16 protein-coding genes are annotated in these 23,104 nt (G+C 43.7%); 9 read left to right on the forward strand and 7 right to left on the reverse strand.

Going from position 1 to position 23,104, the window contains the following annotated elements; genetic code table 11:
* The first annotated feature begins 21 nt into the window (after positions 1–21).
* Positions 22–1,380 (forward strand): anaerobic C4-dicarboxylate transporter DcuC, encoded by a 1,359-nt coding sequence (gene dcuC / locus OCU77_RS11250; protein WP_048899518.1) that lies wholly within the window; start codon positions 22–24, stop codon positions 1,378–1,380.
* Positions 1,381–2,132: 752 nt separating this feature from the next.
* Here dcuC and OCU77_RS11255 read toward each other — a convergent pair.
* Complete coding sequence (locus OCU77_RS11255; protein ID WP_053111840.1) at positions 2,133–2,840, reverse strand: spondin domain-containing protein; 708 nt, start codon at positions 2,838–2,840, stop codon at positions 2,133–2,135.
* 498 nt (positions 2,841–3,338) lie between these two features.
* Here OCU77_RS11255 and OCU77_RS11260 point away from each other — a divergent pair, with 498 nt between their 5' ends.
* On the forward strand, positions 3,339–5,708 hold the full coding sequence (locus OCU77_RS11260; RefSeq protein WP_048899589.1) for a YgiQ family radical SAM protein: 2,370 nt from the start codon (positions 3,339–3,341) through the stop codon (positions 5,706–5,708).
* Positions 5,709–5,803: 95 nt separating this feature from the next.
* On the opposite strand, the gene OCU77_RS11265 is transcribed toward OCU77_RS11260, so the two are convergent.
* Both OCU77_RS11265 and OCU77_RS11270 read right to left on the reverse strand, forming a co-directional pair.
* Positions 5,804–5,959 (reverse strand): hypothetical protein, encoded by a 156-nt coding sequence (locus tag OCU77_RS11265; RefSeq protein WP_160314723.1) that lies wholly within the window; start codon positions 5,957–5,959, stop codon positions 5,804–5,806.
* 191 nt (positions 5,960–6,150) lie between these two features.
* Positions 6,151–6,903: a YggN family protein gene (locus OCU77_RS11270; RefSeq protein ID WP_048899516.1), complete on the reverse strand. Its 753-nt coding sequence runs from the start codon at positions 6,901–6,903 to the stop codon at positions 6,151–6,153.
* Positions 6,904–7,042: 139 nt separating this feature from the next.
* Here OCU77_RS11270 and OCU77_RS11275 point away from each other — a divergent pair, with 139 nt between their 5' ends.
* Positions 7,043–7,522, forward strand: coding sequence for a LabA-like NYN domain-containing protein (locus tag OCU77_RS11275; protein WP_048899515.1), 480 nt, complete (start codon positions 7,043–7,045; stop codon positions 7,520–7,522).
* 145 nt (positions 7,523–7,667) lie between these two features.
* Here OCU77_RS11275 and OCU77_RS11280 read toward each other — a convergent pair whose 3' ends face one another.
* Positions 7,668–8,360, reverse strand: a complete 693-nt coding sequence (locus OCU77_RS11280) for a cation transporter (protein WP_048899588.1) — start codon at positions 8,358–8,360, stop codon at positions 7,668–7,670.
* A gap of 165 nt (positions 8,361–8,525) precedes the next feature.
* Here OCU77_RS11280 and OCU77_RS11285 point away from each other — a divergent pair, with 165 nt between their 5' ends.
* Together OCU77_RS11285 and aqpZ are read left to right on the forward strand one after the other, a co-directional pair.
* Positions 8,526–9,416 (forward strand): LysR family transcriptional regulator, encoded by an 891-nt coding sequence (locus OCU77_RS11285; protein ID WP_048899514.1) that lies wholly within the window; start codon positions 8,526–8,528, stop codon positions 9,414–9,416.
* Positions 9,417–9,583: 167 nt separating this feature from the next.
* Positions 9,584–10,279, forward strand: coding sequence for an aquaporin Z (aqpZ, locus tag OCU77_RS11290; RefSeq protein ID WP_107302524.1), 696 nt, complete (start codon positions 9,584–9,586; stop codon positions 10,277–10,279).
* A 126-nt stretch (positions 10,280–10,405) separates the two neighbouring features.
* On the opposite strand, the gene ydiJ is transcribed toward aqpZ, so the two are convergent.
* The 3 genes from ydiJ to OCU77_RS11305 form a co-directional block, all read right to left on the reverse strand.
* The gene (gene ydiJ / locus OCU77_RS11295; RefSeq protein WP_107302525.1) at positions 10,406–13,486 is read right to left on the reverse strand and encodes a D-2-hydroxyglutarate dehydrogenase YdiJ; all 3,081 of its coding nucleotides are present in this window, start codon (positions 13,484–13,486) and stop codon (positions 10,406–10,408) included.
* A 113-nt stretch (positions 13,487–13,599) separates the two neighbouring features.
* Positions 13,600–15,114 carry a bifunctional NUDIX hydrolase/phosphatase PAP2 family protein gene (locus OCU77_RS11300; protein ID WP_107302526.1) on the reverse strand — a complete coding sequence of 505 codons (1,515 nt, stop codon included), beginning with the start codon at positions 15,112–15,114 and terminating at the stop codon, positions 13,600–13,602.
* Positions 15,115–15,404: 290 nt separating this feature from the next.
* Positions 15,405–16,862, reverse strand: a complete 1,458-nt coding sequence (locus tag OCU77_RS11305) for an NAD-dependent succinate-semialdehyde dehydrogenase (protein ID WP_280523522.1) — start codon at positions 16,860–16,862, stop codon at positions 15,405–15,407.
* 308 nt (positions 16,863–17,170) lie between these two features.
* On the opposite strand from OCU77_RS11305, the gene OCU77_RS11310 reads away from it, so the two are divergent.
* The 4 genes from OCU77_RS11310 (at position 17,171) to OCU77_RS11325 (ending at position 23,071) form a co-directional block, all read left to right on the forward strand.
* A complete protein-coding gene (locus OCU77_RS11310; protein WP_048899511.1) occupies positions 17,171–18,004 on the forward strand; it encodes a pirin family protein in 834 nt (277 codons plus the stop codon).
* A gap of 277 nt (positions 18,005–18,281) precedes the next feature.
* Entirely contained in the window at positions 18,282–20,408 is a 2,127-nt protein-coding gene (locus tag OCU77_RS11315) for a TonB-dependent receptor plug domain-containing protein (RefSeq protein ID WP_239686013.1), read from the forward strand.
* A 7-nt stretch (positions 20,409–20,415) separates the two neighbouring features.
* On the forward strand, positions 20,416–21,066 hold the full coding sequence (locus tag OCU77_RS11320; RefSeq protein WP_048899510.1) for a YfiR family protein: 651 nt from the start codon (positions 20,416–20,418) through the stop codon (positions 21,064–21,066).
* Complete coding sequence (locus OCU77_RS11325) at positions 21,047–23,071, forward strand: diguanylate cyclase domain-containing protein (protein WP_084711818.1); 2,025 nt, start codon at positions 21,047–21,049, stop codon at positions 23,069–23,071. The genes OCU77_RS11320 and OCU77_RS11325 overlap by 20 nt, the downstream gene beginning before the upstream one ends.
* Positions 23,072–23,104 lie beyond the last annotated feature (33 nt).

Consider the following 23,104-nt stretch of genomic DNA (forward strand, 5'->3'; position numbering starts at 1 on the left):
AGTTTTAAGAGGACATTTTCCATGTTGGAGTTAGTAATTGGTCTTCTGGTTGCAGCAGGTGTAGGTCGATACATCTTTAAAGGATACACAGCAACTGGAGTGCTTTTAACAGGCGGTATTATTCTATTGGCGATTACCGCAGCGTTAGGTAAAGATGTTTTACCATCAGGTGTTACCTCTACAGGTAACCCATTAACCGACGTTTTTGAATACATCAAATACCTATTAATGTACCGCGCAGGCGGCTTAGGTATGATGATCATGATGCTTTGTGGTTTTGCCGCTTATATGACCAAGATCGGTGCCAACGATATGGTTGTGATGATGGCATCTCGCCCACTTCGCTTTATCAAATCACCTTATGTACTTATGGTTGCGACCTATTTTGTGGCATGTCTCATGTCGTTAGCCGTTTCTTCAGCAACTGGCCTAGGTGTATTACTGATGGCGACCTTATTCCCTCTAATGGTGAATATGGGTATTAGTCGTGGTGCCGCAGCTGCTATCTGTGCATCTCCAGCAGCTATCATTCTTTCACCAACATCGGGTGATGTGGTTGTTGCAGCCGAATCTGCTGGTATGGAACTGATTGATTTTGCATTCAAAACAACCCTACCTATCTCTATTGTTGCGATCATCGGTATGGCAGCTGCACACTTCTTCTGGCAGCGTTACCTTGATGACAAAGAAGGTGTTGTTCATGAGCGTTTAGATGTCTCTGAGCTTGAAGTTAACGCACCTAAGTTCTTCTGTATTCTACCGTTTACACCTATCATCGGTGTACTACTGTTCAGTGGTAAGCTATTCCCACAGCTGCACATCGTAACCATTTTGGTTATTTGTATGTTCCTAGCTGCCGTTATCGAGCTTATTCGTCACCGTGAGTCAAGCAAGGTATTTGAAGGGCTAGATGCTGCATACAAAGGCATGGCAGATGCTTTCTCTGGCGTGGTAATGCTACTTATCTCGGCGGGTGTGTTTGCACAAGGTCTGAAGTCAGTTGGCTTCATCGACAACCTACTTCACTTAGCTGAAGTGGCTGGTGCGGGTGGTATCTTCCTGATGATTCTTCTGGTTGCTATCACTACCATTGCGGCAATCACAACAGGTTCGGGTAACGCACCGTTCTACGCATTCGTAGAACTGATCCCTAGCCTAGCCGCTAAAATGGGCATTAACCCAGCGTATCTTGTTATTCCTATGCTACAAGCATCGAACTTAGGCCGCACAGTATCACCGGTTTCTGGTGTTGTGGTTGCGTGTTCGGGCATGGCTAAACTGTCACCGTTTGAAGTCGTTAAACGTACTTCAGTGCCAGTACTGGTGGGTATTGTTATCGTGATTGTTGCAACGCAAATCATGGTACCGACAGCTGTTTAATTACTAGCTTAAACAAGCACTTATTAAGCCCGCCCTGTGCGGGCTTTTTTATTCCACGGTTTAGGTCGGGATAATTAGAAAAGAAAAAGGAGAGGCATGGCCCCTCCTTTTATATCAAGTCTGCTATTTAACATCAGGGGTGTATATCCCTATAAATATCTTGATATGGTTAGCGCGTTAAACTCTTCGCTGGATATATCCTTCGGCAATTCCGTTGCTCACTAGATCGACAGACTCAACAACATGACTTAGTGCAGCAAGATGGACAATAAACATCGTCATTGCAGCAACCGTAAATTTTTGACACTTGATGAGCACCGATTCAGGGATACGACCTGTCTTGACTAGATAAATCAAAACAACCCACTTGAGTAATGAGAAAATAGTATACATATAGCCTTTGATTCGGTTAATCGCCTGACTATCGTATCGCATTCACCTTATAGGATGAACACTTTCACCGATAAATGAGAGCAAAAAACAGCAATAAAACCAGCTTTAATATAAAAGCTATATCCATAATTCTCACCCCTGAAGACCTTAACGTTATCAGGACTCCCACAAATATGTCTCTCCTATAATCATCTCTATTTGCTACAACACTAAACCAATCAAATACGACAATTATACAGATCAACATACTGTAAATGCAATCATTCGAATATAGAGAATTAAAGAAGTGAAATAACAATGCACGCGATCAGCCAGCATTCTCCATGCTCATTCATTGAAGAATGCTGAGCCTAGTGAGATTAATTCACTTTTTTCAGTGTGAAGGTTCCTATTGATTGCGAGGTCACAGCATGGACACCGTTCTCAAAATCAGTATCGGCTCTGTCTGTCGTTAGTTTAGTGACAGTGGCGCGCGGCGTAGTGGCTAAATTGGCAGAAGAAAAGGTAACACCACTATCACTGCCTGCATCATAAGAGATGAGTTGAATTTCAAGCTCCTCGACCCACTTACCATCAACAAATAAAGGTACGCTGTTAATGCCTGTAAACCAATCAGGGCTTGGCGCTATCATAGTAACAACAGACACGAGTGGGTGATCTTGTGAAATACCAAAGGTTAAGTTAACAGATGACGCACTTGCAGGTATCCCACCACCATCCACCGTTGAGTGTGAATCACCTTGATTTTGTAAACCTTCAATTTCAGCTTTTAATGTCCCTTTCGCACCGGTCTCAGCCATGCTAACAATACCATTAGAAGCAAGTGTACCTGCTTCAAAAAGCTTGGCATTACTGTTATGGGTAAGCCCAATCAGACCAGAAAAATGCCTATCACTGGGAAAGTTGGTGGCAAAGTTGGCTGCTGTCCAATTTGTTTTAAACTCTAACTCGTATACAGCATCGGAATCACTCAAATCAGGCGTACTACCGCTACCATCGCCATCTCCACCACAAGCACTTAAGCCTAAAACAAACAAATTCAGAGCAATAAATTTAAACATTTTCATTGATTCTTCCTTTTTACGACTTAACACATCATTTACATGACCTTGGAAGAATATTTAAATTTCAATTTTTATTACTCACGCCCCGTTACCAATCATTTTCTGGCTAAAGAAGGCATGCATCCAGCGTTTAACAAATCAAAATAGCGCCACGCTCAATCGATAATCCACTAATTACCGCAGCAGAACGGCTCAAAGCAGCTAACATTCATATACTCAATTACAGAAAATGATGTATTGGTTCATGAACATGGTAAACTCATGCCCATTTTATACGCCTTATGCTTTCGTTCTAGCTGCAGAGCAAGATAACCATTGAAGTAATAGGCTTAAACGATCATCACCGACCTAACAGGGGCATTCAAATGCTGAAACCATTTACAAAACATAGAGTCACTGAGTGGTAAACCCACTTAGGGTCAGCTGGATTTGCTGAACCGTAACGATGGCAAGAACGCCCTCTAACCCATGCCCCTGATGAATAAACAATATTGTAAGATTATGAATTTAAACAAAATTAACGAGTATCCCAAATACTGGGCTGAGTGCTATGGCATCGCCCCATTTTTACCGACAACTCGAAAAGAAATGGATGCACTTGGCTGGGATAGCTGCGACATAATTATTGTTACAGGTGATGCTTATGTTGATCACCCTAGCTTTGGTATGGCGATCATTGGGCGTTTACTAGAAGCGCAAGGCTTCCGTGTTGGTATCATTTCCCAGCCTAAGTGGGATAACAAAGATGCCTTTATGGAACTTGGGCAACCCAACCTGTTCTTCGGTATCACTGCGGGTAACATGGACTCCATGATCAACCGCTATACTGCCGACCGTAAACTGCGCCACGACGATGCCTACACGCCGAACAACGAAGGGGGCAAGCGTCCTGATCGTGCCGTATTGGTATACTCTCAGCGTTGTCGTGAAGCCTACAAAGAAACCCCTATCGTGCTGGGTGGTATTGAAGCGAGCCTACGCCGCCTTGCCCACTACGATTACTGGTCTGATAAAGTTCGTCGTTCTGTTTTAGTGGATGCAAAAGCAGACATTCTCCTATTTGGTAACGCCGAACGTGCACTGGTTGAAGTCGCACACAGCCTAGCTGACGGTAAAACGCTAGAAGAAATGCAGTTCATTGCAGGAACGGCTGTAATGATGCGCGAACTACCTGCTGGATATAAAGAAATCGATTCAAGTCGCATTGAAAAGCCGGGCCGCGCCATGCAAATGCCGAACCCATATGCGACTGAAGAAGTGTGTGAAACCAATAAAAAAGAGCAAGCAGACGCACAGCCTGTTAAGCAAGTGGTTCACATTCAGCCATCTCGCCATGACTCAAATAGCACAGCGGTACGTTTACCTTCGTATGAAAAACTGCGTAATGACCGTATTCTGTACGCACACGCAAGCCGTGTAATGCACTTAGAAACGAACCCGCATTCAGCGCGTGCACTTATCCAAAAACACGCTGATCGTGAGCTATGGATCAATAAACCGCCTATTCCGCTAACAACGGAAGAAATGGACTACGTATTTGGCCTGTACTTTGCGCGTGTACCACACCCTTCGTACGGCAAAGCAAAGATCCCAGCCTATGACATGATCAAGACCTCGGTAAATATCATGCGAGGTTGTTTTGGTGGTTGCTCATTCTGTTCTATCACAGAACACGAAGGACGTATTATCCAAAACCGTTCACAAGAGTCGATCATTAACGAGTTAGAAGAAATTCGCGACAAAGTCCCTGGCTTTACCGGCACAATTTCGGATCTTGGTGGCCCAACAGCGAATATGTACCGCCTTGGTTGTTCGGATCCTAAAGCCGAAGCTAACTGTCGTCGTCCTGCATGTATCTACCCTGATATTTGTAAGAAGCTCAACACAGATCATAAGCACACTATCGATCTATACCGTAAAGCACGTGAAGTGAAAGGTATTAAGAAGATCATGATCGCATCAGGTGTGCGTTACGATTTAGCCATCGAATCACCAGAGTATATTCGTGAGCTCGTTACTCACCACGTTGGTGGTTATTTGAAAATTGCTCCAGAACATACAGAGAAAGGCACGCTTGATCTGATGATGAAGCCGGGTATGGGCAAATACGATCGCTTTAAAGAGCTATTTGAGAAATACAACCGTGAGGCAGGTAAGAAACAATATCTTATTCCTTACTTTATTTCTGCGCACCCAGGTTCAACAGATGAAGACATGCTCAACCTTGCACTTTGGTTGAAGCAGAACGAGTACCAATGTGATCAGGTACAAAACTTCTACCCATCGCCAATGTGTAATGCAACAGCGATGTATCACTCTGAAACCAACCCGTTGAAGCGTGTTAAATACAAGAAGCGTGAAGACTTATTCGTTGCAAAAGGTGAACGTCAGCGCCGCTTACACAAAGCATTGCTACGTTACCATGATCCTGTGAACTGGCCTTTGATCCGTGAAGCACTGGTCAACATGGGTAAGAAATACCTGATTGGTGATCGTCCTAACTGCTTGGTTCCAGAAGAAGGCAGTGATGCAGAGCTAACACCAGCGCAGCGTCGTGGTTCTGGTCGCCATGGCGCAAAACGCTTTGCGACCAAACACCCTAATCAGCCAGACATCCGTAAAGATGGCAAACGCAATGGTAAACAGGGTAGCAATGGTGGAAACCGACCGCAAAACGGCAACGGCAACGGCAACGGCAACGGCAATAAACCCAATAGCGGTAAACGTGGAAAGCCAACTGGCCAATCATCAGGCAACCGTAATAATACGGGTAATGGCCCAGGCGCGCGTGGTGGCAGCGGTAAACCAGCCAGCCGTAATGGCGCTGGCAACGGTGGTAAAAAGCCTAATCGTAGTCGCTCAAGAGTATAAAACAGGCAGCTTAAAGCTTGTGACAACGACATAAAACAAAACAGCCCACGACTGCGTGGGCTGTTTAGTTTCAGCTAAGACTAGAATTGAAATGTCTAACGAAAGAGTTCTGAACCGAGGAAGAAAAGCGTTACTCCACCAAGCACCACCAACAGCAGCTTAATGATTGTCTTTTGCTGGGTTTCATTAAGGTACTTCACCGCAATAAATGCGAGAAAAAGCAAAGCAATAATAACCGCAATTTTTAGCATAGGTGCAAACTCCTAAAGGTGATGGCAGTTATGTCCATGGGATCAACAAGGGCATAATGCTAAAGCAGACCTACCGCTCAAGACGATAACCAATATCGATACATACGTTCAACGTACCATACGTAACTCATATGCAATCAAACCTAGGTCAATTTATCACTCTAAACTCGCACTGTTATTTCCATTAAGCACTAGATCTCAAAGACTTGATAGTCTTTAAGCTCTGGGATCACTTTTTGCACTTCTTGTTCTTCTTGCGCCAGTCCTTTCATCGAATCACACAAATCATTGGCTTTCACTGCCATTTCACTTGAGCGCGAACGAATACGTGCCTCTAACCGTGCTTTAAGATCAGAAAACTTGGTTTGCAACTCTGAAAAGCTCAAATCACCGTCTTTCATCTCTGCAGATAGTGCCGCAAACATGGCTGATGCTGATTCCATGCTGACATGTTTTAGTGCTTGCTCAAACTCAGCTTTCCAGCTGGTATCCATTTCATCGAACAAGTCTTTTGGCATCACAAATTCACCCTCAGGATAGAATTTATCATTCGCCTTGGCTGCATACTCATCAATTAAGCTTTGTACCTTGGCAAAAGATTCCTTGGAGTCAAAATCAGCGGAAACCTCATCCAGTACATCGTTTGCCACGCCCACACCATCTTTCGCCAAATCAGCCATCTTAGGTAAATTCTCTTTTACCGACTCAGAATAGGCATCTAACGCGCGTTGCTGCATGTCATTTAAATCCAACTGCTTGCCATTCACGAATACATTGTTGTTTTCATCAATAAGCAGTTTAGGTTGACCCGCTTCGTACACAGAAACTTGATCACCAGCAATACGGACCTCGTGTTGAACATCTACAGGACAACTTTTCGCTTGTACCGTCGCAGCGCTGACTGAAGCGGCTAAAACAGTAAATGCTAAGACTAACTTTTTCATTCGTATTGAATAACCTTTACGATTAATTATGTCGTTACTATACCGCTAAGCATCTACAACAGCTAGTTTAGGCACTTTGCTTTGTTTTTCAGCAGCAAAAGGGTAAGCTTGAGTGGTCACTTATCTAAATGGATTCATTGTGGAAAAAGTCGCTATTTTTGTCGATGTGCAAAACATCTATTACACGGTCAAAGAAAAGTATCACTGTAACTTCGATTACAATGCATTTTGGGCAGAAGCAACCCAAGGGCGTGAAGTGGTAGCAGCCTATGCTTATGCTATTCACCGTGGCGATGAAAAGCAGCGTCAGTTCCAAAACATCTTGCGTGGTATTGGTTTTGAGGTGAAATTGAAGCCTTTTATTCAACGCAGTGACGGCTCAGCCAAAGGCGACTGGGATGTCGGTATCACACTGGATGTTGTTGAACATGCACCCGACGTTGATCGCGTTATTCTGCTTTCTGGCGATGGCGATTTCGACCTGCTAGTCGATAAAGTTCAAACCAAATTTGAGGCAGATGTTGAAATTTACGGTGTCCCTGGGTTAACAGCCACCTCGCTGCAAAATACGGCAAACTTCTTCAGGGAAATCGAGCAAACATTGCTGCTCGGCCGATAAAAATAAAACGCCCAATGCTAAATATCACATTGGGCGCTTAATACCGTCCCATACATTATCAAACCATTTTTGCTCATTAATGACTGGTATTGGTATCACTCATCTTTCTTTTATTGCAGCTTAGGCTACTCAAGCTTTATTCACTTTAAGCGCTCACTACCTGACGGGTTGCTTGTAATTGCTTAAGTGCCCCCCATGTCATTTGCAGCGGTACAATCACAAAGTAAACCGATGCAATCACAACCATAATAGGATCGGCATACGGGGCAAAGTGAGCATAATCTGACATTTTCAACCCAGTTGCTATCGTAAAGCCAATCAACACAGCACCACTAATAACGGTATCCATCAGCCATTGCTTTGATTCTGCGTCAACTAAGGCAGACTCTGCTTTACCACTGTATATCGCCATCACTTTGTAGTTAATAAAACAGCCAATAACGTTGATAACCCCAAAAGCCAATGCGATGCCTGTATCGATATTACGGCCACCATTCACAATCGCTTCTATGGCATTATAGAAAGAAACAAGACACATGACGGTAATGACCATTCCCTTAAAGGCAATCACACTGGATTCAACTTGCTGCGCATGTGTCTGGGAATAAGCCGTCGATTTCACCTCAGCTTGCGCACCTTTTTTGCCACGATGTAGATACGCCGCAGCCACTAAAGACACTAGGGTCAAGGCTAAACTGACGAATGAATACGCACCATCAAAAACGATAACTAATGAGCCTAGCCACAAACCTAAACCAATACCCATTACGGCAAAAATGAATGATGATAGCGTAGAAAACTGGAGTAGCTTACGCTCTAACTGAATATTGCATGACATATAAACCTCAATAATCGACAGCTTTTTCGTCGATATATACACTTCTTTTGTAATCACCTTCATAGTAACGCGGGTTTCAGCATTGTTATAATCTCTGAGCGACGAGTTTTTCGTCACTAAAGCCAAATCATTAGAGGCTTCCCTATATTCGCAGGTCAAATCAGAATGAAAATATCGCAAATAGAAATGTTTCTACAGGCCAGCCAAACAGGGTCTATCAGCGAAGCCGCAAGAAAGCTCAATAAAAGTAGAACAACGGTGAGTGCAGCTTTAAGCGCATTAGAGGATGATTTAGGGGTCAAACTGCTGACGCGCACGGGCAACCGCATTTTACTGACAGACATAGGTCAAACGGTCGCTAACGATTGTGAACGCCTCGCCATGATAGCCAATGAAATTAAGGCCAAATGTGCACAGCACACTGAAGGTGTTGAGTCTGCTATTCGAATTGCACGTGACGATGCATTACCTGAAACACTATGGCGAGATCTCATCAAAAAACTCAAACAAACCTTTCCCAAAACCAGCATTTCTGTGTATGTGGCGCCGCCACCTGAGCTAGAAGATATGGTCGAGCAAAATATCATTGATGTGGCTTATGGCTTACTCCCAGCAAATCACCGTGCCCCTCGATTACACCATGTTGATTTAGGGCAAATCCGCATGATGTCTGTCGCACATAAAGATCACCCTCTCAGTCAGTTACGTAAAGTACACAGCGCAGATTTAGAACGTTATACCGAAATTGCGTTAGCCTATATCGATGATGAAAGCCTTAAACCTGTATCACCTAAATCAACCAACTATATTGCCCTCGCCTTTTACGAGTATTTACGCAATGCCGTGGTAGACGGTACTGGTTGGTCTTATGTCCCTGACTTATTAATCAAAGACAGGTTGCGCGATGGTACAGTGAAAGTCATTAAACATAACCGCGCAATGAGTTGGCAACCTTACGGTGAAATCGTCGAACAAGAGTCACGCCGTGGGGCCGTTGTGCAATGGCTATCAGATCAGCTTGAAGACTATCTATTGGATCATTCAGGGGCAGAGTAACCCGTCTTTATATTGCTTCATGTCTCTTTATTGAAACATGTCTATGACACCTTAGACCTATACTTTAGCAACACATAAGCATTAATTTGCCACTGACAGGCAATTTTCTATCACTTATTTGCGCTAACTCTCCTGCCTTTGTGTTGGAGGGATGAAGGGGATGAAGTATGTTTAAAAAGCTAGTCGCGGAGTTTATTGGCACATTTTGGTTGGTACTCGGAGGCTGTGGTAGTGCAGTACTCGCCGCAGCATTTCCTGATGTTGGTATCGGGCTTTTAGGGGTATCACTCGCTTTTGGTTTAACCGTTGTCACTATGGCTTATGCGATTGGTCATATTTCAGGTTGTCACTTAAACCCCGCAGTCACTGTGGGTTTATGGTCTGGCGGTCGCTTTCCTGTTGCTGATGTTGTTCCCTATATTTTATCTCAAGTACTTGGTGCTATCGTCGGTGCCTATGTACTCTATGTTATTGCCAGCGGACAAGCTGGATTCGATCTAGCAGGCGGTTTAGCCTCTAACGGTTACGGTGAACATTCTCCTGGCGGGTACAGTTTAGTCTCTGGCTTTGTGACCGAATTTGTCATGACTTTTATGTTCTTGATTGTCATTTTGGGTGCGACCCATAAACTTGCGACACCTGCGATGGCAGGGCTAGCAATTGGTTTGGCACTCACATTAATCCACTTGATCAGTATCCCTGTCACAAACACCTCTGTTAACCCTGCGCGAAGTACAGGCCCTGCACTCTTAGTTGGCGACTGGGCGGTCTCTCAGTTATGGCTATTCTGGCTTGCGCCACTGCTAGGCGCTCTAGTGGCAGGTATCGTCTACCGCTGGCTAAGCCCGCAAGACGATGAGTAAAACCGTTAAATCCGTATCGATATCTCGTTAAAATGCACAATAAAAAGCCGCGATACTAAAGTGACACCATAGCGTTGTCATACTTAGTCGCGGCTTTTTTGCGATACAGATTGTCGATAAGTAAGATTATAAAGACTTAACGATCTGCAATAAGGCTTGTACAGGGTGCTTCAATTTCCGGTGCTCGAAACGCTTAACTTGGCTACGGCAAGAATAACCTGTGACCAAACAACGTTCTGGATCACGCTGCGCGAGGTTTTGCTGCCAACTCAGCGCATACACTCCTTTGGACATTTCAAGTTTGTCTTTCTCGTGACCAAATGTTCCCGCCATACCACAACAACCAACAGGCACAGTTTCGAGTACTGCACCAAAGTGAGTGAATATTGCGCCCCACTCTTTTTCTGCGTTCGGCAACTTCGTTTTTTCAGTGCAGTGTGCAAAAAGGTGCCAAGGCTCTGATTTTTCCAGCGCCGTTAGCTTCTGAAGATCAGGCAATAAGGGTAACAGCCACTCATGGGCGGTTAATACAGCAAAATCACCGCGCTGCTCCGCAAGCACTTCATTGTATTCATCGCGATAGCAAAGCACGAGAGCAGGATCAACACCAACTAGAGGTATATTTAACGCTGATAGTTGATTCAAAAACTCAGCCGTACTTTTGGCCGTTTTAGCAAACTGACGTAGGAAACCTTTTACGTGTTGCGCTTTACCATTTGGCTTAAACGGCACAATGATTGGCTTTTTACCTAACTTTTCAGCCAGCATGACAAAATCGCTGACCACATCCGCGTCATAAAAAGACGTGAAAGGGTCTTGCACTATCAGTACATAGTGCTGACGTTCTTGCGCTGATAACGCCTGCAACCAAGTTAAATCAAAACGTGTGGCTTGATGTCCATCTAATCTTTCTTGCAACGTTGGAACAGACAGCGCAGGCATATCAACATAACCAATGGTCTTTTCAGTCAAGGTTTTTGACCATTGCGGCCGCATCACGGCATTAAACATAACAGGGGCTTTTGCCATCACAGGAAGATAGCTCTCAACATACGCCACTAAATAATCTTTGGCAGGACGCTGATAGCGGCTGTAATACATATGCATGAAGCGTGAACGAAAACTTGGAACGTCGACTTTGATTGGACATTGGCTGGCACAGGCTTTACACGCTAAACAACCATTCATCGCTTCCATTACTTCATGCGAATAATCGTAAGCGGCACGTTGACTACCATAAGTATTTTTCAACCTATCAATAATTTGTTTGATACTCGGTGTCGTTGTAAGCAGCTTCTGCTCTAACACAAGAGGATCAACGCCTTGTTCTGCCAGTTGACGTAACCACTCACGCACTAAGCCTGCTCGCCCTTTTGGTGAATGGCGACGATCAGCACTGATCTTCATCGATGGACACATAGGAGAGCTAGTATCGTAGTTAAAACAGAGCCCATTACCGTTACATTCCATCGCTTGTTTGAAGCTATCGCGGGTTTTTACTGGGATCTGTCGATCGTAAAAGCCTCGCTTCACACCATCGACTTTAACCAGTTCCGCATCACTCTCAATGGGCGTACAAATCTTGCCGGGGTTCATCCGGTTATCAGGGTCAAACGCGGCTTTTATTCGGCGCAGCTCTGTAAACAGTTCGTCACCAAAAAACGCGGGGCCATATTCAGAACGAAAACCTTTGCCGTGCTCGCCCCACATCAAACCGCCATATTTTGCCACCAACGCGACCACTTGATCAGAAATGGTTTTCATCAACATTTCTTGCTCAGGGTCACACATATCTAAAGCAGGGCGTACATGTAAAACCCCCGCATCCACATGGCCAAACATGCCATAATTCAGCTGTTTATCATCTAATAGCTGACGGAACTCAGCTATAAAGTCTGCGAGATTTTCAGGCGGAACACAGGTATCTTCAGCAAACGCGATAGGCTTTTTCGCCCCTTTTGCCGCACCTAATAACCCCACCGCTTTTTTACGCATCGCATAAATTTTTTGAATACTCGCAAGATCATCGCACACCTGATAACCAATCAAGCCTTGCTCATTATTGGCAATCAATACATCAAGACGCTGGCAAAGCTCAGTGACTTGCTCTTGGTTTTCCGCCACTGAGTGATTAGCGAATTCCACCATGTTGATGCCCTGCATATCTTTACCAGGTACATCCGTTAGCAAATCACTTACCGTGTGCCACACAATGTCTTGTTTAGCTAAATTCAAAACACGAGAATCCACGGTTTCTACTGATAAGGCGTTCGCCTCAACCATCATAGGGGCATTACGTAGAGCAGAATCAAAACTATTGTATTTAATATTCACCAAGGTGCGCGCTTGCGGGATTGGCGTGATATTCAATTTTGCTTCGGCAATAAATGCTAATGACCCTTCTGCACCACATAACAAACGAGCGATATCGAACTGAGTAAGGTCATCATTGAACACATTTTTAAGATCATACCCAGTCAGAAAGCGGTTCAGCGGTGGGAATTTATTAACAATTTGCGACCGCTTATCACGACAGACTTGCTCACTCACGTGTAGGGCTTGAGTGGCAAAATCCGCAGAAGGTGTATTTAGTGCAGTTTGAGCAGCAACCTCGTCGGCCGACATAGGCGCCGTATTCAGCACAGAGCCATCCGCTAATACCGCAGTCAGCGATAAGACATGATCCGAGGTTTTACCGTATTTAAGTGATCCCTGGCCAGAGGCATCGGTGTTAATCATACCGCCTATCGTGGCGCGATTACTGGTTGAGAGATCAGGCGAGAAAAAGTAACCATGTGGACGTAGCGCATCATTTAACTGATCTTTAATAACACCAGTTTGCACTCGTACCCAGCCTTCATCCGGGTTCACTTCTAGAATCTGATTCATGTGGCGTGAAATATCCACCACCACACCTTGAGTCAAAGACTGTCCATTTGTGCCTGTACCACCACCACGGGGAGAAAAAGTCACAGTACGGAAAAGTTCAGATGCGCCAATCTGACCAATTAAAGATAAATCGTCGATATTAGTAGGGAATATCACGGCTTGTGGCAATTGCTGATAAACGCTGTTATCTGTGGCCACAGCAAGCCTGCTAGCATAAGTGGTTTCGATATCACCAAGAAAGCCGGCTTGGTCGAGTTCGTTCAGGTAGTCCAGTACGACGCTGTCGATACTGCTCTGAGTCGTCAGTGCGGGTAACATTGCTCTCCTTTTCCAGTTTACTGCCGAATCCTACGGCATCTGGTTATCTCAATCATTATTACCCATCACTTTACCTCACGCTTTGCATAAACTAAAGCGTGAGGTAGAGCCAATTATATTGCCAACCTTGTTGAAATTACTTTTCGGATCAGGGTAGTACCAGCAACTAACCATACAGCTCCCACGCAGTAACCGACCGATCGAATAGAAAGTACTATCAAACTAACCGTCGATTGATATGCCAACCAATGCGTTACCCAAGCAATTAAGCCCCCCACAGATAACAAGCCAACAGCACAAAAAATAATGACTCCGACCTTTTGTCGGCTTGTAACCTGTTGAAAAGAGAACGGCGCCCAGTTCACGTAATCTAAACTTAAAAATACGCCTAACGAGGCCGCAAACAAATAAACATGTTCTGGTGCGTGGCTAATACTTGCTGTGACCCCTATAACCAAGGACATCGATAGCCAGAACCACTTACTGACAATGCAATCATCTAAAGAGTAATTTTCTGCATTCAGCCACGCAATATAAATCGCTACCATGCCCGTCCCAAGGATCAGACTCGCAATAGTGTCAGTTATAAAGTGAACACCATACCAAACTCGCGCAATGGCTTGCCCAAATGCCAAACAATACGCAATCGGCAATAAGAGAAACATCATCTGTAACCCGCGTTGGCGAGAGAAGTAATACCAAGTTAGCCCCCATAAAACCGTTGCCATCAAGGTGTGTCCACTCGGAAAACCAAAGCCATAGGCATTCGCTTGCTTTAATGCAGGGATAATATAGAAAGGACGTGGCGAACCTATGCCTAATTTCAGCATTGAGGCAATATAGGTAATACTCAATAGTATAATGGCTAAACGTAGTACACTTTTAGCGCCGAATAAGGTGGCAGTAACAACAAGTAAAACGGTGATAAATGCCACTTCACCAGGCAAATTTAAGACGGTGATTAACATTTCAAAACGAGATTGCTGCTCTGGAGACCCGCTCTTTACCCATTGTTGGAATTGACCAATCAACTGTAATTCATATTGATGCAGTAAATTAACGCGATTGCTTAAATCCGAGTAATAATCAACCTGACTTGCAGGCGTTTTTGCTAACCATTGTGCTAAGAATGGTTTATCTTTCGGGAAACGGTAATCGGATGCAGCTATTTCATCAGGGCCAATTAAATAAACACGACGCACTTCTTTACCAAAATGCTCAGCAAACCATGATTCGACAACGGGATACCCTAAAGAGTCTGTTGTCGTCGACACTAATATTGGATCTTTTGCGACACAAGCATAAATAACGGCTCGCTCACGTTGTTCTATTAAATGCGCGACCTCAACATGAATGCCGGTTTCTTCCAAAGCCTCACGAACAGCACTTTCTTCCGGCGTCGTGTTCGCTTCTATGTAGCCACCAGGCAATGATATTTTTTTAGTAATGACTTCTGACAGCATAACTAGTTTATCATCAGCACGGATAACACAAACGGCACCCACTACGCTACGCTCAACTTGATCAGTTTTTACCGCATTAGCTGGGGTCGCATACAAGGCACTAGCGAAAAGTAATGAAAACAAACTAAGAATGATTTTTGCCATGATCTTTTGGATACTACCCACCCGCACACTCACTTTAACTTGATATATTTGCCGTTTATTGCCGATTTAACATGCAATTAGAAAACCACTCTAGGTTAAAATAAACCATATAAGGAATAGCAGCCAGTAAAAAGAATATTATTGCGGTTTACTACCTATTTCTAATATCCATCAATAGCAGCGCATTATTTCTATACACCATTTATCAGCCAAATAGAGAATGCCCTTAAACAAAAAAGCCCTCACAGAGTTAATCTGCGAGAGCTCCCTTACCTACACTGAAATAGATTTAAATCGCCATAATTTAATATCTACAAGCCCCCCATCAAGGTGTACTTGGTTTCTAAATATTCATCAATACCTTGAGCTGCACCTTCACGGCCAAGGCCTGACTCTTTAATACCACCAAACGGAGCGAGTTCAGTTGAAATGAGCCCTTCGTTCACGCCGACCATGCCGTATTCCAAGGCTTCGCTCATGCGGAATGCTTTTGATAAGGACTGGGTGTAAATATAAGCGGCCAAGCCTGAATCAGTGTTGTTTGCACGGGCAATAACATCGTCGTCATCACTAAAGGAAAAAGCGGCGGCTAAAGGGCCGAAAGTTTCTTCCGTTGCCACTAACATCTCATCGCTCACATCACGAATAACAGCTGGCTGCACAAAATGTGTCGATGACTTGTCTTCACTGCCATATAACAAGGTTGCTCCTTTGGCTAAAGCGTCATCAATATGTGATTCCACTTTTTGCACTGCAGCGTGATTGATCATAGGACCAATCGTCACCCCATCAATAAAGCCATTTCCCATAACAAGCGATGACACTTTGTCCACCAGCATATTCATGAATTTATCGTAGACCTTTTCATGTACATACAAGCGATTAGCACAAACACAAGTTTGCCCTGCGTTGCGGAATTTAGCCACCATATAGCCCGCTAACGCTTTTTCTAAATCGGCATCTTCAAATACAATAAATGGGGCATTACCACCGAGCTCTAACGACATTTTTTTCACTGTTGCCGCTGATTGTGCCATAAGCAACTTGCCTACTGCCGTTGAGCCCGTAAAGGATATTTTGCGTACTTTTTTATTGCTGGTTAACTCACTGCCTATTGCGACAGCATCGCCAGTTACCACACTAAATAAGCCTTTGGGTAATCCGGCCTGCTCAGCTAACGCAGCCAAGGCTAATGCCGTAAAAGGGGTGTCTGGTGCAGGTTTTAAGACCACGCTACAGCCAGCAGCAAAAGCAGGTCCACATTTGCGTGTAATCATCGCCGCTGGGAAATTCCACGGTGTGATCGCCCCAACGACACCTATAGCCTCATGACTCACTAAAATCCGCGCATCAGACTTATGGCTGGGGATAATTTCCCCTTGAATTCGCTTAGCTTGTTCGGCATACCACTCAATAAAGCTAGCTGCATAGGCTATTTCACCTTTTGCTTCAGCCAGCGGTTTACCTTGCTCTGCAGTTAAAATCTCAGCTAAAGCATCAGTATTCTGTTGGATCAAGTCAAACCAACGACGTAGGATTAACGCCTTTTCTTTTGCCGTCGTTTTTCTCCATGACTTAGACGCAATCTCAGCGGCATCAATGGCATGTCGCGTTTCACTTGCGCCACACTCAGGCACATAACCAAGTATGCTTTCATCTGCAGGGTTATAAACAGGCGTTTTGGCATGTGAGTCGGCATCACACCATTCACCAGCCACATAAACTTGCTGTTTAAATATGGCATGCTGTTGTAGATTTACTTGTTTCACCTGCGTCACCCTCTTTATTTGTTATACAAATATATTACTCCATAAACACTATATAGCCAGTGTAAAAAGGTCCAAAATACTTCTCAGAATACTTTTCAGGCACAAGCTCATCCTATTCAACCCGTCTTATTTTCCCCAAAACGCCCCCTGCCTGTTTTTCAAACAAATAGAATATTTAAAGCCATCACTCAATTGGGATTCGCGACCATATGATGAACAGTAAACGCTAGTATAAATTCTCAGTTTCGCATGGAGGAAGTTAAGACCTAGGTCTATTCTGTATAAGTACACCTTCATGGGAAGCAGCCATGGCAGCAAAAACAAGAACAATCAAAAAAATTCGCTACGGTCTGAAATCAGGATCTATGACAGCCTACATACAAAGTGGCGATATAAAAGAACTCAATCCGTTTGCCTTGTGGGATCATTATCAGGCTAAAAATGTCTGCCAACCCGTTGGGTTAGATTTTCACGGCCACTCAGGCATCAATACCCTGACCTATCCAATCTGTGGCAACTTACGCCATGTAGACTCTACAGGGAGCCAAACTCTACTTGCGCCTGGAGATGTTCAAATGATGCTGGCGGGTAATGGCGTCATACACAAAGATACCTTAAAGCCAATAGATGGACTTGTTGAAACCTTTGCTCTGTGGGTTTTACTCCCTGCAACAAACGGTGAAATGTCTGATGCAACCAGCTTTAAATTCACCGCAAGTGACCTACCGCTTGTCGAAAAAAATGACGTAGTGGCAAAAGTCCTCATTGGCGAAATTGATAATATAAAAAGCCCAATCACATCACCCTCACCTGTACTAGTGCTCGACATTGCTATCGCTCCTTATAGTCAATGGGAGATGCTGCCAAATAAAAAACTCAGCTCAGGGTTTGTGTTTGTACATTCAGGAAAGGCTTTTATCAGTAACACTGAAGTAAACAAAAACCAAATGGCAATATTCACGCCCTCTGAAGACAAAATTGAAATTAGAACCAGCTATTACGGCTGTCGCCTTTTGCTCGCAATTGGCGAACCTCTTGAACAGCCGATTATTGCAACTTCCACGTCTGTTCACTCATCCATTACTCACCAGCAACACTCAGCGTTACATATCAAACAATTATTAAAAAAAGTCGAAAGTTAACAATCGTAATAACAAGTACCCAACAAAACAAATGTGTCATTAAAGACTCAATTTCAACACCTTTATGAATGAAATTTTCCAGCATAATAATTAAAATACACTTTAAATTCCTTTTGAGTATTTATTTATATTTATATCGCATGTATGCCCTTAATAAAGCGGTGGATTTAAATGGCAAATGAAGAAAGATGAAAATTTCAGTATTGAGCCTTTCTTTTATGAAATATATCTATGATAAAATTGCGTCAATCAATAACTTATTTGGCAGTGTTATTCTGTGGTTATTACGGCACGTTTATCTTTCCTATTCTCCCTACTTGTTTTATCTCCAAGCATGGCTTTCGCACATTCGGATAAACAGCCGTCAGATCTCAATACGCTTATATCATTAAGCCTTGATGAATTGCCAAATATCGAATCAACCGTCACTTCAGCAGCAAAAAAGAGCCAAAATATTGCTGAAGTACCTGCCGCTATTTATGTCATTTCTAGTGAACAAATTATACGTAGTGGAGCACGCTCTGTAGCCGATGCACTTGCGCTTGCCCCCGGCGTGACGGTCAACAAGATCAGTGAGTATAACTGGCAAGTTTCTATACGCGGGCTCAACGAAGTACTGTTTAACAAAGCGCTTGTTATGGTTGATGGGCGTAGTGTTTTTAGCCCATTAATGTCAGGGACTTTCTGGCATACGGTCGATATGGTGATGTCAGATATAGACCGAATCGAAATACTGCGTGGTACTGCTGGAACCATGTGGGGCGGTAATGCCGCTAATGGCGTGATCAATATCATCACTAAAAGCAGCAAAGAAACTTTGGGGCAGCATCTCGAAATAGCCACAGGCGAGCATAGCTATCAAGAAGTCAGCTACCGACATGGCTTTTCAATGAGTGAAAATACCACAGCGCGTATTTTTGTTAAGGGGGTAAAATCTGACTATTACTATGACAATGATGATCCGTGGCAAACCTACCGTGGTGGCTTTCGTTCTGACTACCAACAAGATAATAACGCCGTAACAGTCCAATTTGGTGGCTATCATAATGTTTCTGAGCATTACTGGGAAAACTATGACTTGGCATCAATACCACCCAAAGTCACCCCAACTCAGCTAGCCGATTATTCTCGCGGCGCTTACCTTAGCCTCGATTGGGTACAGAGCAATGATAAGACTGATTATGAACTGCATGCATGGGCTGACAGTAACTCTAAAGTAGAACCCTCTTCCACAGGCGAGTTCTCAACCGTCAATATTGATGGATTAGTGCGTAAACGTCTAACAACGTCGCATGAATTAACGACAGGAGGCGGCATTCGTTTTATACACCGCGATGTAGCCCCTTACACTGAAGATTATTACGCAACCTTAGAGCCTATCGGACGATACAGTAACGACCCCGTCAATACTGATGCTATTTATAACCTATTTGGTCAACTCGAAAGCCAAATCAGTGATAATGTCACAACAACTTTAGGGGTCAAAGTTGAGCACTTTAGTCTAAATCATTCGACTGAAATTCAACCTCAAGCTCGGATTATGTACCAGTACTCACCACAGCAGCAATTTTGGGCTGGTATCGGCCGTGCTGTAGTCACCCCAGCCAGCGTTGAATCCCTCACCGATGGCTATGCCTTAGGTAAAGTGATTGCCCCTGATCATGATAATTCAGGTACTTACCGTTATTACGACGGTATTTTCTTCACCATGGGTAATCCAAATATGAAGAATGAATCTGTGGTTACCGTCGATGCAGGCCACCGTATTGCATTAACTTCAGAATTAAATATCGACAGCACTGTTTTTTTTAGTAATTATCAGCACTTAAGAATGCTAGAAACAGACCAAAACCCTTGGGTTTGTGCGTATGGTAAATGCAATGATGGTACAACAATGCCAAACAACCTTTTCGTTCACCAAACAGAGTTCGGTGATCGATTAAATGCAAACAGCTACGGATTTGAAGCTGCCGTTCGCTGGCAGCCTACTGCTAACTACACCTTAAACACCAGCTATAGTTTTATTAATACCAAGGCTTATTGTAGTGGCAACGAACTATGTAGTGATGAAGCCACCAGTGGTGCAAAAGTAACTTACAATCATCAACCTTCACATTATGTTTCGATTCACTCCTTATGGAGTATTAATGCTGGGTGGCAATTCGATGTATGGTTTAAACATAAATCAAGTGTAAATTCCGACATTATATACGGTGATGGTTCTAAACCCTTCTCCGCACCCGAGGTGACAACGGTTGATGTTAGATTGGCCTGGCAAGCAAAGCCAACATGGCCGAAAGTTGAATTGATTATTGATGCCTTAAGTAAAGCCCCCTACTCTGATGCCCCCAACAAAGCTCAGATAGAGGAAACCGCATACTTACGCAGCTCATGGGACTTTTGATTTGATTATGTGGCATTCTCATCACGCACTGTATCGTTTTATTTCTCAAGCGTTTAAACACCCAGTGCATACGATGCTATTTTTTATATCCAGCTTGCTTGTCAATGGCGAGAGCCGAGCCGATCAAAGTAGCGCCTATGATGACTACCAAATTAAAGCCGTTTACATCTATCGCTTTGCGAGTTTTATTCGCTGGCCACAAGCACCTGATCACCAAATCCAGTACTGTGCTTATGGCGCCGATAACATCAGCCAAACACTACACCAGCTGGTATTAAACGATCTGAGCGCCAATAAACGGTTGGTGTTCCACTACATAGATAACCTGTCTCAAGCGGGTCATTGCGAACTGGTCTATATTAGTCCATCACAGTTTCCTATCAGCCACGATATACCTCAGCTATCAGGTGTGCTGACCATCAGCAGCTACCCTGACTTTATTGATTACGGTGGCATGATAGAGCTACGAACAGATAAAAAGCGTATTAGACCCATCATAGCGCTTGATATCATCAAGCAGGCAAATATGGCAATCAGTTCGCAATTATTGCGCATTGCCATTATCGAAAATAGCCTGGCCGTAACGTCAGATAAAGGCCCCCCATCAAAAGAGAAAGCATTAATTCCACGAGGTCGCTATGCGTCGCTGGATCAATAGCCTTTCACTGGGGCAAAGGATGTCGCTCCCTATCATGGGTTTCATCTTGTTGGTTTTTTTAAGTTTTCAGGTTATTACTTACCAAACATTCATTAAAAAAGAACGAGCCAGCCTCGTTAGCCGCATAGAAATCCTGGCTCAAGGTGTGGGAATGAATCTAACGGCTGCAATTCTTTTTGATGACAGAATTGCAGCACAAGAAATACTGTCATCATTCAAGGCTGAGCATTCAATCGCTTTAGTCGAATTAAATGATGGCAAGCTACTGGCACAATATAGTAGCCAAAATGTTGATTACGTTGCCCCTACAGAGCAGCAGCGCATTATCACTAAGCAGCAAGGCTTCCATTTTGGCAACTCTATGCTATATCTCGACGTCCCTATCGCCTATGCAGACAAAAGCGAAGCAAGCCTTTTTATAGCTGTATCTTTAGAACAACTACACCAACTGCAAATCACTCAATTACAATACAGTTTATTCCTTTTCCTTTTGTATCTCGTCGTATGTGGCTACATAGTCAACCGCCTGCAAGCATGGGTAACCAAGCCGATTGCAGAGCTTAACAAAGCCATGCGCTCAATTGTTAACGATGATAAAAAACATCAGTTTACCCCCAAAGTAACCACGAACGATGAACTAGGTGAACTAGCAAATTGCTTTAACGACATGCAGGTAAAACTACAAGAGCGAGATGTAAAGATCCGAACGACCTTACAGCAGTTTAGTCAAGAAAAAGTCTTTGCTGAAGAAGTTGTCGCAACCGTACAGCACGCGTTACTTGTCATAGATGAAAGTGCCACGATCACACTGGCAAACGACGCTTGTTTTGATGTCCTTGGCGTACCTCAACGCAGCGCTGTTAAGCAAAACTTCATTCAATTACTGAGACCACAACAGCCAGAACGCTTTAAACACCAGTTAACCTCTGTACTGTCGAATAAACAGCATTTCAACCACTATGTGGTTAAGTGCCATAGCCCGCAAACACAAACTGAGCGTACCCTACAAATTGTGAGCCGTCCGCTTTACCACCAAAAGAAGTTCTTATTTGCAATTGAAGATATTACGAAGCAACACCTTGCTCAGAAACAACAACGCCTCGCTGCAAACGTCTTTGACAGTAGCCAAGACGCAATCATAGTGCTTAGCCAGAGCGGCATTATAGAAATGGTCAACCCTGCGTTTGAAAACTTGATTGGGTTTGAGCCTAATGAAGTCATAGGTAAACACTTCCATAGCCTACTGGATATGGCGTCATACCGCTTAATCGAAAACCATATCCGCAATCATCTGAATGAACGTAATTTATGGCAAGGTGAATACCATCAATTACGTCGTGACGGCTCTACTATCCCATTATTATTACGCGTTCACCGACTAACTGATCCGCAAAGCGGCGAAAGTCAGGTGGCAATTGTCGCGTCAGATCTGCGCTCAATTAAAGAAAATGAGCGTCTTGAACGCTTAGCAACCCACGATTCCCTTACCAATTTACCGAACCGCAGTAAATTACACACTCAGATACAAACGCTGCTAACTCATCAGCAACAAAGCAAAGACATTTTTGCCGTATTATTTATCGACCTTGATGGCTTCAAAACGATAAATGACAATTACGGTCATGATGTTGGTGATAGTGTTTTAAAGATAGTCGCCGCTCGAATGTCCCGAACCATTCGCCAAACCGATATGGTTGGCCGCCTTTCTGGTGACGAATTTATTACCGTTATCAATCACGTTGTTGATGCGAGTAAGGTTGAACAAACGAGTGAACGTATTTTGCATAAACTCCATCAGCCTATTAGTCTTGATGAAAATATCATTGAAGTTGGTGCAAGTATTGGCTGTTATTACGTCCATCCAGGGGAGTATCAAAACGTGGATGATATTTTGAGGCGTGCAGATAAAGCTATGTATGAAGCGAAAAGAACAGGGAAAGGAAAAGTTGTTATCTTTAACCCACTCGCTACAGTATCGACAATAAAAACAAAACAGCCCCGCTAGAGCGAGGCTGTTATTCATGCATGCTTCTACGAA

The organism is Photobacterium swingsii (genome assembly GCF_024346715.1).
In the GTDB taxonomy this organism is placed as follows: domain Bacteria; phylum Pseudomonadota; class Gammaproteobacteria; order Enterobacterales; family Vibrionaceae; genus Photobacterium; species Photobacterium swingsii.

Coding starts and splice junctions, on each gene's coding strand:
- OCU77_RS11265 (WP_160314723.1), bottom strand. CDS start 5,959: ATGCTAAAAATTGCGGTTATTATTGCTTTGCTTTTTCTCGCATTTATT.
- OCU77_RS11270 (WP_048899516.1), bottom strand. CDS start 6,903: ATGAAAAAGTTAGTCTTAGCATTTACTGTTTTAGCCGCTTCAGTCAGC.
- OCU77_RS11310 (WP_048899511.1), top strand. CDS start 17,171: ATGGCAGCAAAAACAAGAACAATCAAAAAAATTCGCTACGGTCTGAAA.
- OCU77_RS11280 (WP_048899588.1), bottom strand. CDS start 8,360: ATGTCATGCAATATTCAGTTAGAGCGTAAGCTACTCCAGTTTTCTACG.
- aqpZ (WP_107302524.1), top strand. CDS start 9,584: ATGTTTAAAAAGCTAGTCGCGGAGTTTATTGGCACATTTTGGTTGGTA.
- OCU77_RS11325 (WP_084711818.1), top strand. CDS start 21,047: ATGCGTCGCTGGATCAATAGCCTTTCACTGGGGCAAAGGATGTCGCTC.
- OCU77_RS11260 (WP_048899589.1), top strand. CDS start 3,339: ATGAATTTAAACAAAATTAACGAGTATCCCAAATACTGGGCTGAGTGC.
- OCU77_RS11255 (WP_053111840.1), bottom strand. CDS start 2,840: ATGAAAATGTTTAAATTTATTGCTCTGAATTTGTTTGTTTTAGGCTTA.
- ydiJ (WP_107302525.1), bottom strand. CDS start 13,486: ATGTTACCCGCACTGACGACTCAGAGCAGTATCGACAGCGTCGTACTG.
- dcuC (WP_048899518.1), top strand. CDS start 22: ATGTTGGAGTTAGTAATTGGTCTTCTGGTTGCAGCAGGTGTAGGTCGA.
- OCU77_RS11320 (WP_048899510.1), top strand. CDS start 20,416: ATGTGGCATTCTCATCACGCACTGTATCGTTTTATTTCTCAAGCGTTT.
- OCU77_RS11285 (WP_048899514.1), top strand. CDS start 8,526: ATGAAAATATCGCAAATAGAAATGTTTCTACAGGCCAGCCAAACAGGG.